The organism is Aphanothece sacrum FPU1, assembly GCF_003864295.1.
GTDB classification, from domain to species: Bacteria; Cyanobacteriota; Cyanobacteriia; order Cyanobacteriales; family Microcystaceae; genus Aphanothece_B; species Aphanothece_B sacrum.
The window spans coordinates 76,252-88,982 of sequence record NZ_BDQK01000008.1 but is presented as its reverse complement, the minus strand read 5'-3'; the positions used below and the strand labels follow the sequence as shown (position 1 = coordinate 88,982).

At 39.8% G+C, this 12,731-nt stretch carries 12 protein-coding genes; 2 read left to right on the top strand and 10 right to left on the bottom strand.

Features of this window, described 5'->3' with window-relative positions; all coding sequences use genetic code 11:
• Positions 1 to 7 precede the first annotated feature (7 nt).
• The 3 genes from AsFPU1_RS09755 to AsFPU1_RS09745 all read right to left on the bottom strand — a co-directional run bounded on the left by AsFPU1_RS09755 (position 8) and on the right by AsFPU1_RS09745 (position 3,180).
• Positions 8 to 1,150, bottom strand: coding sequence for a 5-(carboxyamino)imidazole ribonucleotide synthase (locus AsFPU1_RS09755; protein ID WP_124976096.1), 1,143 nt, complete (start codon positions 1,148 to 1,150; stop codon positions 8 to 10).
• The gene (locus AsFPU1_RS09750; protein ID WP_124976094.1) at positions 1,147 to 1,653 is read right to left on the bottom strand and encodes a pentapeptide repeat-containing protein; all 507 of its coding nucleotides are present in this window, start codon (positions 1,651 to 1,653) and stop codon (positions 1,147 to 1,149) included. The genes AsFPU1_RS09755 and AsFPU1_RS09750 overlap by 4 nt, the downstream gene beginning before the upstream one ends.
• A 141-nt stretch (positions 1,654 to 1,794) precedes the next feature.
• The gene (locus AsFPU1_RS09745) at positions 1,795 to 3,180 is read right to left on the bottom strand and encodes a DUF3370 domain-containing protein (RefSeq protein WP_124976092.1); all 1,386 of its coding nucleotides are present in this window, start codon (positions 3,178 to 3,180) and stop codon (positions 1,795 to 1,797) included.
• Positions 3,181 to 3,391: 211 nt separating this feature from the next.
• On the opposite strand from AsFPU1_RS09745, the gene hemE reads away from it, so the two are divergent.
• Complete coding sequence (gene hemE, locus AsFPU1_RS09740) at positions 3,392 to 4,456, top strand: uroporphyrinogen decarboxylase (RefSeq protein WP_124976090.1); 1,065 nt, start codon at positions 3,392 to 3,394, stop codon at positions 4,454 to 4,456.
• Positions 4,457 to 4,540: 84 nt separating this feature from the next.
• Entirely contained in the window at positions 4,541 to 5,497 is a 957-nt protein-coding gene (locus tag AsFPU1_RS09735) for an NAD-dependent epimerase/dehydratase family protein (RefSeq protein ID WP_124976088.1), read from the top strand.
• A 295-nt stretch (positions 5,498 to 5,792) separates the two neighbouring features.
• On the opposite strand, the gene AsFPU1_RS09730 is transcribed toward AsFPU1_RS09735, so the two are convergent.
• The 7 genes from AsFPU1_RS09730 to AsFPU1_RS09700 form a co-directional block, all read right to left on the bottom strand.
• Positions 5,793 to 6,764 carry a heme o synthase gene (locus tag AsFPU1_RS09730; protein WP_125061093.1) on the bottom strand — a complete coding sequence of 324 codons (972 nt, stop codon included), beginning with the start codon at positions 6,762 to 6,764 and terminating at the stop codon, positions 5,793 to 5,795.
• A 23-nt stretch (positions 6,765 to 6,787) separates the two neighbouring features.
• Positions 6,788 to 7,729, bottom strand: a complete 942-nt coding sequence (locus tag AsFPU1_RS09725) for a COX15/CtaA family protein (RefSeq protein ID WP_124976086.1) — start codon at positions 7,727 to 7,729, stop codon at positions 6,788 to 6,790.
• Between the two features lie 443 nt (positions 7,730 to 8,172).
• Positions 8,173 to 9,765 (bottom strand): NuoF family protein, encoded by a 1,593-nt coding sequence (locus AsFPU1_RS09720; RefSeq protein WP_124976084.1) that lies wholly within the window; start codon positions 9,763 to 9,765, stop codon positions 8,173 to 8,175.
• Between the two features lie 50 nt (positions 9,766 to 9,815).
• Entirely contained in the window at positions 9,816 to 10,343 is a 528-nt protein-coding gene (gene hoxE / locus AsFPU1_RS09715; RefSeq protein ID WP_227873568.1) for a bidirectional hydrogenase complex protein HoxE, read from the bottom strand.
• A gap of 179 nt (positions 10,344 to 10,522) precedes the next feature.
• On the bottom strand, positions 10,523 to 10,942 hold the full coding sequence (mutT, locus tag AsFPU1_RS09710) for an 8-oxo-dGTP diphosphatase MutT (protein WP_124976080.1): 420 nt from the start codon (positions 10,940 to 10,942) through the stop codon (positions 10,523 to 10,525).
• A 200-nt stretch (positions 10,943 to 11,142) separates the two neighbouring features.
• Positions 11,143 to 11,484 carry a DUF760 domain-containing protein gene (locus AsFPU1_RS09705; RefSeq protein ID WP_124976078.1) on the bottom strand — a complete coding sequence of 114 codons (342 nt, stop codon included), beginning with the start codon at positions 11,482 to 11,484 and terminating at the stop codon, positions 11,143 to 11,145.
• A 158-nt stretch (positions 11,485 to 11,642) separates the two neighbouring features.
• Positions 11,643 to 12,599 (bottom strand): RNA polymerase sigma factor, RpoD/SigA family, encoded by a 957-nt coding sequence (locus tag AsFPU1_RS09700; protein ID WP_124976076.1) that lies wholly within the window; start codon positions 12,597 to 12,599, stop codon positions 11,643 to 11,645.
• Between the last annotated feature and the right edge of the window lie 132 nt (positions 12,600 to 12,731).

The window sequence follows — 12,731 nt, the reverse complement described above, 5'->3', positions numbered from 1 at the left end:
TTACTTATCAACTATACCAAATAGATTCTATCTGTTTAGCCCTATTTAATAAAGCTTCTTGTCGCTTTATTTCAGACTCAATTACTTCTTCTAACAAAACAGTAACATGACCTAATTTTCTGCCCTGACGAGACTCTTTTTTACCATACCAATGCACATAAGTCTGAGGAAGGCTTGACATTTTCTGACGTTTTTCTCTATAATCGTTATTAGAATGTTCATACCCTAACAAATTTATCATTACTGCCCCTTGACAAATTAGCTCAGGTGTGCATAAAGGAAGTCCCATAACTGCCCGTAATTGCATCTCAAATTGAGAGATATTACAAGCATCTAGGGTGTAATGCCCTGAATTGTGGGTACGCGGTGCAATCTCATTGACTAATAATTGACCTTCTGAGGTTAAAAATAGTTCAATACCAAAAATGCCTACGACTTGTAATTGAGTCAGTAAATGAGAGGCAATTTCCGTCACTTGAGCTTGAATTTCAGGAGTAATATTAGCAGGTGCGATCGCCCAATGACAAACCTGATTTTTTTGATAGGTTTCCGTTACTGGATAGACTACTACTTCACCCGTAACACTACGAGCGGCCATGACAGCTAATTCTCGTTCAAAAGGGATAAACTCCTCAACCATCAAGGTAATAGACGAGAAAGCTTGACGAGTTTTTTCTAACTCCTGGGGGGTTTTAATTATAAAAGTGCCTTGACCATCATAACCATGACGACGAGCTTTAACCACCACGGGGAATGGCCAACGGACAGATAAAGAGTCGTCTAAGACAGTAAAATCAGGAACAGGTAGATTAATTTTTTGTAGATAACTACGTTGCTGATATTTGTCTAATAAAGGGGAAAGAGCGGCTAAACTGGGGCGAAAACAGACCCCCTGTTGCTCTAATTGTTGTAAATCAACTAAATTAATAAACTCATTCTCAAAAGTAATGATATCACATCCTTGAGCTAATTGGGCTGTAGCGATCGCATTATCAATGGGGGCAAAAACGACCTCATGGGCGATAGAGACAGCCGGATCATCAGGGAAGGGGGTTTGTATGACTAATTCTACGCCTAACCGTTGAGCCGCATCAGCCATCATCCAGGCTAATTGTCCACCACCAATTACACCAACGCGCTTAACCATCATAAACAGCCCAAAGACTCACGGGTACTAACCCCAGTTTTTGAATTAACCCCATCGGCGCGAGCGCACAGTTGAGCAACTTGGTAGCCATCTAAAACCGCAAAAGTAAAATCAGCCCCTGTAATTGTAGCATTATCAAAAATGGTGCGTAACATAATAGCTTCAGCGAAGACAGCATCTGAGAGATCTGCCCCTTGAAAACTACTCAGATAAGCTAACCCGTTAGTTAAATCTGCCCCTTGTAAATTAGCATTAGTTAAAGCTGAACCATTAAAAACCGACCCCCGTAGATCAGCCTGACGAAAATTAGCGTCTGTGAGATCGACGTTAGTAAATTGAGCCGTTTGTAGATTTTGTTCCGAAAAATCCTTCCCTGTGAGATTTACATCGGCAAAAGAAGCTACGCTACCAGTTACGGAAGAAGAACTAGCCGCATGAGCCGACATTGGGGCAATTAACCCCCAAAAACACAGAAAAATAACCGCTAATCTTAACAAATATTTCATGAGGTTAATCGCTTTTTATTCAGGGAAATCACCATGTTTGATTTTAGCTTAAAAGGCGTTGTGCATTTAAACCGCCTATGCTTTTATCTTTTAGCCCTTGTTGTAGGGGTCAACCGCCGTTGACCCCTACTTTTATTTCGCTTAACGAGAGTCCCCATAGAATAACTCCAGAGTACGCACTGTGAGGACTTGGGGAGGAGTTGCATCAGGAGGATAGATAAAATCAACCTCTACCTCTCTACTTTCCCCTGGAGCTAAATTAAAGCGCATTAAAGGTTCCCCTTGTTGTCCCTGTCGTTGCACTAAGTGAAAATATCGTGCTTGAGTAGTGCCATCTTGCTCCTTATAAGCAACTCGTACCGTTCCGCGAAAGAAAATTTGACCTTGAGGACGATGAGTAAAGATCAGGCGATCGGCATATTGATCCTGTTTAAAAGGAGTTTGTAGAGCAACTGCCACAGTTTGCCTTTCATTAGTTTTATTACTCAAAGGTAGAGTCAGACTGTAATGTACCCCATAATTACCATGAGCTTGATAAGCCGTATCAGGATAACGCACTAACATAGGCGCACTTTGTACCTGTTGTGTGCCGTGAGTTCCCGTTGTCACCGTACTCAGAGGATAAGAAAACGCCTTACCCCGTTCAGGGATACTCAAATAAGGTTTACCGGGCCCATCAGAGACAGTAGCCTCCCATTCCGAGCCTACCGAAATTCCTGCTACTCGACCATAAATCGTCTTTTCCTCTGGTCTAATGGCATTAGGAGGGGTTGGGGCAAGATCCCTGGGAAAAATCAAATTTCCTTTAGTCATCAAGTATCGCCATTCATTGAGGTGAGGGGAACGATAGGTAATAACCTCCGTATCTTCTGATAATTGATCAGGGACTTCATACATTGCCAAATTAGCCACATAAACCGGCCCGTCACTATAAACCCGCATAAAAGTAGAACGAGCGTTACTAGGACTGATAGGTAAGCTAAACAGCATCCTACTTTGACCAGGGGGAATAGTAATACGACGGGCCAACTGAGGATCATTAAATCCCCGTAGAATATCTCCCATAAGGCGAGATCCTGGTCCAGAAAATATTCGTCCAGAAGGATCTTCCACCACAGGAGGTAACTGAACAAAAGGAGCATCAGGAGAAGTTAGATAACTTGCTCCTTGTAGGACTCTGACAATAACAGTTTGAGAGGTTGGGTTATGAACAAGAATACCTTGATAGAGGGTGCGCGGTTGGTTCGGTCGGGAAATATGATGGGTGAAGATATCAAATCGCCCTTCCATGGGCTTATTTAAGTGGGCTGATGGAACTTGTTTCCCATTAGGGGGAAAAGTTGATAGGAGAACCCCTTCTGTTTGTACCACTTCTGGACTATTGCTGTTAAAAACCAAGACATCGTTGAGTTTGCCGGGTAAGGTACGAACCTGTTGGGGTTCAGCAATAAATTGAGGGGGGAGTTCCCTGAAGGTTAGGGACGATGTCGCTTGAGCCACTAGCAGTGATGATAAGAAAGGCAGCATAAAGACAGTAGATTCTTAAAGTAGTTTCAATTTTAACTTTGTTTAAGATTGCCGTCTTTGACTATGGTTTGTCAATCCCTACTCACAAAAGAAGTCAAATTTGGCAATTAGTTCCTTAATTAATTTTTGAACATTCATTAATTCGTCTGGTGGGGAGGCTCACCCACAATGATAAGCTGAGAAATGCACGCTTATTACTGGAAAAGCCACGATGACTCAAGCTAATGATATGCCTTGTCTTCTTCGCGCTGCACGGGGAGAGGTGTTAGATCGTCCCCCTGTGTGGATGATGCGTCAAGCAGGCCGTTATATGCAAGTATATAGGGATTTACGGGATAAATACCCTGGTTTCCGTCAAAGATCCGAAAATGCTGACCTCGCTATCGAAATTTCTCTGCAACCTTGGCGAGCATTTCAACCCGATGGGGTGATTATGTTTTCTGATATTTTAACTCCTTTGCCGGGTATAGGGATTCCTTTTGATATTATTGAAAGTAAAGGGCCGGTTATTGATCCTCCTATTCGCACTCAAGAGCAAGTAGATAAATTGTTTCCTCTTGATCCTGAAGAATCTTTGCCTTTTATCAAAACGATTTTACAAACCTTACGTCAAGAAGTAGGAAATCAATCTACTGTGTTAGGATTTGTAGGATCGCCTTGGACATTAGCGGCTTATGCTATTGAAGGAAAAAGCTCTAAAAACTATTCTATTATTAAGGGTATGGCTTTTTCTCAACCTGCTATTTTGCATAATTTTTTGAGTAAAATAGCTGATGCGATCGCGGTTTATGTGCGTTATCAGATTGACTGTGGGGCGCAAGTTGTGCAATTATTTGATTCATGGGCAGGTCAATTAACTCCTCAAGATTATGAAGTGTTTGCCCTTCCTTATCAACAACAAGTAGTGCGTCAAGTTAAAGAGACTCATCCTGATACTCCCCTAATTCTTTATATTAGCGGTAGTGCTGGCGTTTTAGAGAGAATGGGTCAATCTGGGGTAGATATTGTTAGTGTAGACTGGACTGTAGATATGGCTGAGGCCAGACAAAGGTTAGGGAAAGATATGAAGGTACAGGGAAATATTGATCCTGGGGTGTTATTTGGTTCCCATGAGTTTATTAAAGGTCGTATTCTTGATACGGTGCGCAAAGCCGGACGAGGTGGTCATATTTTAAACTTAGGTCATGGGGTATTAGTGGGAACTCCTGAAGATAATGTGCGTTGTTTCTTTGAAACTGCTAAACAGGTTGATCAATTATTAGCTTTGCCAGTTTAATAGTAGTAAGGTGGGCATTGCCCACCTTACCAGGAAGAAAGTGTTATCATTCCCATCATTGTCTATATTCCCCTTTTTTAACGAATGAAACGGATTTTTATAACGGGTTCTAGTGGTTGTATAGGTCATTATATGGCAGAAGCTCTGATTCAAGAAACAGATCATGAGCTTTATTTTTTGGTGAGAAATCCTGATAAGTTGCAGTTTAATTATTTAAGCCGTCCTAATGTTCATCTTATCACGGGTGAGCTACAAAATATTGAAAAATTTAGTGATTTATTAAAGACGGTTAATATTGCTATTTTAGCGGCTACCAGTTGGGGAGGTATTACAGAATCTTATGAGATTAATGTGATTAAAACTTTGCAGTTAATGAATTTACTTGATCCTCAAGTTTGTGAACAAATTATTTATTTTTCAACTGCGAGTATTTTGGATCAACAAAATAAACCGTTACCGGAAGCAGGGGAGTTAGGAACTAATTATATTCGCACTAAATATCAATGTTATATGCAGTTACAAGATTTACCAATTTATCAAAAAGTGACGACGGTTTTTCCTACTCTTGTGTTTGGAGGTGAAGCTAATAAACCTTATTCTCATCTTTCGGGAGGGTTTGGAGATGTCATTAAATGGATAGATTTAATTCGTTGGTTTAAAGCGGATGGTAGTTTTCATTATGTTCATGCTAAAGATATTGCTAAAGTTGTTCAATATTTGGTAGATAATCCTTTAGCTGAATCAGAAAATAAAAATTTAGTTTTAGGTAATAAAAGAATAACCATTGATCAAGCAATTCAAGAAATTTGTAATTATCTTAATAAACGGATTTATTTAAGTATTATTTTGTCTATTCCTTTAATTAATTTCTTTATTAAAGTATTTAAGTTAAAGATGGAAGATTGGGATTATTTCTCAATTAATTATCGTCATTTTTGTTATCAGAATCCTGTTACTCCTGCTACTTTTGGGTTAAATAATTATTGTACAACTGTTGAAGATGTTATGAGGTTAACCGGAGTTTATCCCGATAAGAAATAAAAGGTACTACTATTGATATTAGCCATCACCATTATAGCAGTCGAATACAAGTAAAAGCAAATTATAAATATCGGCGATCGCTACCTCAATTTTTAATTTATTGGGTATTATAGTAATTAAATAGACCAGTTAAAATATACTTTGGACTTAACTAATATTTTGTAGGTGTTAAAACCATTTCTCTCATGCTCTTTATTCTAAAGTTTCCCTTTTTTTTTACTGAATAACCCATAAGATTTTTTTAATAAAAAAATGTAGGGGCTTAATGATATTAAGCCCCCCATATTTAAAGATTCTAAGAAAGAGGAATTAAACTAACTAACGTAGTCAAATTATCCCCTAAAGCGGCAATTAATTGATGACTCATAGGCAGACTATCCACCACCATTCCCGTACACAATAACATCAGATAAAGAATAGAAAACTTAAACAGCGATCGCGCTAAATCTTGATCCAGGGGTGCTTGTTTTAATTGCCAAGCTTTTTGGAGAAACATCGCCCCTAAAATAACGGCAATGATGCCATAAATTACCCCAGATACTCCCAAAGGATAAACCAACAAGAAAGTACAAGGAATAAACAACAAAGTGTAAACCCAAATTTGCTTAACCGTTGATTCTTCCCCTTCTATCACAGGCATCATTGGCACATTAACCTGAGCATAATCCTCTTTAATCATTAACGCTAAAGCCCAAAAATGGGGAGGAGTCCATAAGAAAATGATGGCAAATAAGACCCAAGGGGCCCAGCTTAAATCTCCCGTTACAGCAGCCCAACCCACCAAAGGAGGAATAGAACCTGCGGCCCCACCAATAACAATATTTTGGGGAGTATTACGCTTGAGTAAATGAGTATAGACCAGCATATAAAAAACAATGCCGGACATTGCTAATAAACCACTCAGAAGGTTAACAAAAACGACAAAAAGGCTAAAAGAAAGCACCCCTAAAATAACGGCAAAAATCAGGGCATGAAGGGGTTGTACTCGTCCAGCAGGAATAGGACGGGCCCGAGTGCGTAACATCTCATAATCAATATCTCGATCATAGATGCAATTCATCACCTGAGCCGAGGCCGCTGCTAAAGTTCCCCCTAATAAGGTGATCAATAATTGAAAGGAGTCTACCTCTCCCTTAGAGGCAATCCACATCGACGCGGCGGTAGTGATCAACAATAGGGGAATAATTCGAGGTTTCGTCAGTTGACAATAACTGTTGACGACTTGCAGAAAATTTTCATTACGGGGGGCGACATTAGTCCCAATCATTATTCACACCAAATTCTGTTAATTTATGAGTTATGAGCTACTAAAGATTGAGTATTCTTTGAGTAGCGATCGCGGATGGATAAGGTTGTCAAAGTCAGTAAGGTACCAAATAAGACAGCACCCACAGTATGATGAGCAACAGTTAAGGGTTCTACTTGTAGATGTAAACGGAAGGTAGCAACCCCTAAAAGAATCTGTAAGGCCACAATACCCCCACAAACCCAAGCTAACTGACGTAATACAGGATGCAGGGCAGGGATACGCCAAGCCAGAAAAACTACGGCTAAGGTGGCAATAGTGGCAGGGAAAACACCTATAATATGACTATTCATCACGGTGCAGAGTTGAGAACTCCCAAAACACTGATGTAAGGCCCAACGGGAACCGACTAATCCCCCTAACAAACATTGTATGTAGACTAAAATAGTAGCAGTGACAGCCACAGGGCTTAATTTTCCTGCAGTGGAGGTTCCCTGATAAGGAGTCAGACATACAGCAATGATAATCAGGGAGCCAAAAAACAGCAACGCAGCCCCCAGGTGAGCGGTGACAATATCAAACCGCAACAGTTGGGTGACGGTAAGTCCCCCTAATACCCCTTGGAACAAAATTAAGCCCAAAGCCCCTACAGAAGCCCAAGGAAGCCATTTAGGCAGTTCTTTTCGGAACCACCAAGATAGTCCTACTAAAGCCATTGTACTTAGCCCAATCAGAGAAGCATCCAGACGGTGGAACCATTCTAAAAATACTTGCAGGTTCATCTGTTGGGTGGGGACAAGTTGACCATAACATAGGGGCCAGTCAGGACAAGCAAGTCCCGCATTCATCACCCTGGTGGCACTTCCTACCGCCATTAATAAAAGGGTGGCGATCGCAATTTTCCACACCAGGAAGCGCATCCATTTTTGGATTTGAACGGGATCACGAGAGGGGTTTACTTGACCTGGAAAAACTGATTCTGTCATAGTATCCTATTGCTTTATTAAACACTTTTTACTGATAACGAAGTGTTGACTTCGCTACAAAATTTTGTTGCGTTAAAGCAGCTAGTTCAGATTCTACTGAAGACTTCCTATTTCGCGCATCATTTCTTCTCTAATTAGCACTATTTTTCAGATTCAGTTAATCTTTGCTTTACAAAACTTAACAAAAACACTTAAACTTAATTAACTATTAAGAATTCCGGTATAGTATTTAACAGATTTAATGGATTATTAAACTAGGTTTTCTCCTTAATAAGAATATTATGTCCCTACAGAAGATTAACTACTACTATAGTATTTTCATGTGAAATATAAAAATGCTATATGTCTTTATATAACAAGCCCTCATATAGCAATAAGGAAATAGGGCAATAATCTCTTAGCAAATGTTAGTGATAACAAAGATTGTCGCCGTCTAACACACCCTACACTAATACTTCTAACAAGGCCTCATATTCTTCCTTAAAATATCTTAAGGTACTCAAAATTGGATTAGGCGCACTCATTCCTAACCCACATAAACTGGTTTCTTTTACCATATAACAAAGGGCTTCTAATTTCGTTAAATCTTGAGCCGTTCCTTCCCTTTTTATTAACCGATCTAATAATTCATATAATTGTACAGTTCCTGCTCGACAAGGGGTGCATTTTCCACAAGATTCTTCTCGACAAAAATCCATATAAAACTTAGCAACTTCTACCATACTGGTAGTATTATCCATGATTACCATGCCCCCTGACCCCATCATAGACCCCAATCGACTCAAGGAATCATAATCAACCGGAGTATCCAGTAAAGACGCAGGAATACATCCCCCAGAAGGGCCCCCAGTTTGTACGGCTTTGACCTCCCCATCAGGAACACCGCCCCCCATTTCCTCGACAATCTCTCGTAAGGTAATGCCCATCGGCACTTCAATTAGTCCATTATTGCGAATTTTTCCTGTTAAGGCAAAGATTTTGGTTCCCTTACTCTTTTCAGTTCCAATACCAGAATACCACTGACTCCCTTTGCGAATAATGACGGCAATATTAGCATCGGTTTCTACATTATTGATCAACGTTGGACAGTCCCAGAGTCCCTTTTCCGCCGGATAGGGAGGGCGTGGCCGAGGGTTTCCCCTTCCCCCTTCAATAGAATGAATCAGGGCGGTTTCTTCCCCACAAACAAAGGCCCCGGCCCCAATACGAATATCTACTTTAAAATCAAAGGAAGACGCAAAAATTTGACTGCCTATTAACCCGTATCGTTTCGCTTGTTGTATGGCTTTCTGTAACCGTTCGATCGCTAAGGGATATTCAGCGCGAATATAGATAAAACCGTGATCTGCACCCACCGCATAAGCTGCGATCGCCATTCCTTCTAATACTAAATGAGGATCACTTTCTAATACGCTACGATCCATAAAGGCCCCTGGATCTCCCTCATCTGCATTACAAATGACGTATTTTTGTTTGCTGGGCATTTTAGCTACTGTAGCCCATTTGAGTCCGGTAGGATAGCCTCCTCCACCCCTTCCCCTAAGTCCACTTTTGGTCACTTCACTGATAACTTGTGTGGGAGTCATCTCATAAATGGCTTTATAAAGAGATTGATATCCCCCCACAGCGATATATTCTTCGATACGTTCAGGGTTGATTTTACCGCTAAATTCCCTGACAACTAGCATTTGATGACTAAAAAAGGGATGTTTAGTATCTCCTTGAAGACAGGTAGCTGTCCCCCCATTAAGCGCGTCAATAATACTAGGGGCGGTTTCTGGCGTAACTTCTTCATATAAGAGGTTATTCGGGTCAACTTCGACTAAGGGGCCTCGTCCACAAAACCCCATACAACCTACCCCAACTACTTCCACGCGATCGCTAATATTATTATCTATAACGGCTTGTTCTAATTGTTGTTTCACTTGTAAAGAATTAGCGGCCGCACAACCGCTTGAGGTGCAACAATGAACTCTAATACTTTTGCGTTTAGCTTGTTCTTGGGCAATGATATTTTGTAATTGATTCCAATCCATTGTAATACTCCTTTTACCAATTAATTGAGAATAAATTGATAAACCTCTACTTATCTAATTGTCCATTGCTTACCTTCTTTTTGCCAAGTGTTCACTTTTTCTAAGACGGTATCTGTCCCCTGTTTTCCCGCAACAGTTCCATCAAAAACGACGGCCGGTGCAATACCACAGGCCCCAATACAACGGGCCGACATTAGGGAAATTTCCCCATCTTCGCTGGTTTCTCCGGGATGAATGCTTAATTTGGCTTCTAAAGCTTTGAGAATGGTTTCTCCCCCTTTAACGTAACAAGCAGTACCTAAACAAACTACACAAGTATGATTTCCGGCCGGTTTCAGCGAGAACAGATGATAAAAGGTAGCGACTCCATAAACCCGACTGAGAGGCAGTTTTAATGCCCTCGCAACATAAACTAAGACATCATCTTCTAAATAACCAAACAGTTCTTGTGCTTTGTGTAAAATTTCAATTAGGGAATCTTGACGATATTGGTCACGCTTCATGGTTACATCTAGAACTTTGAAGCGTTTGTCGCCACTGGGATGATCATTTTGACTGGCGGTTGTTGCCGATTTCAATTTATTATTAAGGATTGACATTAAATTATAAATTATAAATTAAGTAGTCGGACATAAATAAACAATACTATGTGAAGAAATGTAACTAGGTTGTAACCCCTCTCCCTTATATCCATTATTTAGGAAACCACTCATCATCTAATGCTTGTTTAAGAGATATTTATTGCTCTAATCTCCTGTTAAACTCGTTTATTTTTTTTCAACACTTCAATAATTTGTGTATTCGCTTTAGGAAAAGGAAAAGTCTCTATTTCATCTAATGTTACCCAACGAATTTCTTGACATTCTATTGGTTGAGGTTCTCCCCCTAAATAACGACAATAATGAACAATTAACGTTACTTTAAAATGACTATAAGTATGCTCAATACTAATTAAATGTTCCTCGACTTCAATCTCAATACCAATTTCTTCGATAATTTCTCGTTTAATACAAGATTCTACCGTCTCATTGGCTTCAATTTTTCCCCCAGGGAATTCCCACAAACCTCCTAATAATCCTTTTTCTAATCGTTTATCAATTAAGATTTTTCCCGTCTCATTATAAATAACGGCAACTCCAATCTTTTTATGAGGAATTTGATTAGAAATTTCAGTCATAGGAAACTAATTGATAATTGATAATTGATAAATTATTAGCAGAAATGAACCGTTCTCTTTTTTCTTTCCCTTGTAAAAGACAGGATGGTTGGTGAGGGATGCCGAACCATAAACCAATTAATTATCAATTGTCAATTACCCATGGTTAATTGTTCAAAAGTAACTATCAAATTATCAAAAATAGTAACCTCTAAGCGTATTTACTCATCATCAACACTTTTACTATCAACCGCTTGTAAGGATTTTTCAAAAGTCAAGCGTTGTTCAGCATTGCGAAGGAAATAACCACTCATCATAGCAGAAGCTAATAAACGACCCAAATGATCCCGACTGGTGTTAATACTAACGCCAAAATGTTCAGAGGGAAGATTACCAAGTAAACCAATAATATTACGTTCCATCACCTGAAAAACTTCAGAGGAATCAGGTTTAGATAACTGAGCAATGGTTTCTGGTGTCAGAGATTGAACATATTTCCATAATGTTTCGCTTTCATTCTCATTACCAAAGAAACCTTGAGAACGGTTTAATTCATTATTCACTGTTTACCTCCTGTAGATATGAGTCTCGATTGAGTTAAGAATTGAAACTTATGAACAACCTTATCTTTTTTAGTTTAACAAGTTTTTTTAAGAAAGTAAGGTCGGTAGAACCGAACCGTAAATTCCGCATTCTCCGACCGAAAAAAGTCTTGTTGAGATTAACAGGCGAGATACTCTCTAATATTGGCTTTACGTTTTCGTAATTTTGAGAGAGCTTCTCGTTCAATTTGTCTGACTCTCTCCCGACTAATATTAAGAATAGTACCAATTTTCGCCAAAGTCAAGGGTTGACCATCAGCTAGTCCAAATCTGAGGGCCAGTACCTCCCGTTGTTGGGTCGTCAAGTCTTCCATAAGTTTGTCTAAGTCTAACTGTAGGGAAGAATGGGTGGCAAAATCTTCGGGAGTGGGGCCACTATCTTCTAGGAGATCACCTAATTCTGTATCTTGATTATCTCCTACTCTTAAATCTAAAGATAGGGGTTGTCTAGCCCGTTCTAAATATTCTCGCACTTGTCGGGGGGTGAGTTCTAATTCTTCGGCTAATTCTGCAATTGTAGCGGCTCTACCCTTTTCTTGCGCGAGTTGTCTTTGTGCTTTTTTAATTTTATTGAGTTTTTCCGTTATGTGGATAGGTAAGCGAATAGTACGGCTTTTTTCTGCGATCGCACGGGTAATAGCTTGACGAATCCACCAGTAAGCATAAGTGGAAAAACGATATCCTTTGGTGGGATCAAATTTTTCGACTCCTCGCTGCATGCCGATGGTTCCTTCTTGGATCAAATCTAGTAGGTCTAGATTGCGTTTAAGATACTTTTTCGCTACGGAGACGACTAACCGGAGGTTAGCTTCTACCATTTTGCGTTTAGCGGATTCTCCTGATGCAATGGTGGCCAACAGTTCCTTTTGAGTCATGTTAGCAGCTTTGGCCCATTGAACTTCTGTGGGTTCTTGACCCATTTCTTCGATTAAAGATTCTCTAATTCTGTCTAAAGTGACCGCACGTTGGACTCGTTTAGAGTAAAGGATTTCTTCTTCGTGGGTGAGTAAGGGGACGCGACCAATTTCTCTGAGGTAAGCGCGTACGGGGTCGGGGGAATTTTTAGCAAGCTTCATAAGATAAATTTCAGTAATTAGGTTAATAAGTGTGATGGAGACTAAGGTTCGATCAAGTATTTAATGAAGGTTTATCTAGAAACGAAAGGGATTATAAAGAGAGTTTATCGTTTGTTTACTGCTATCCTTAAC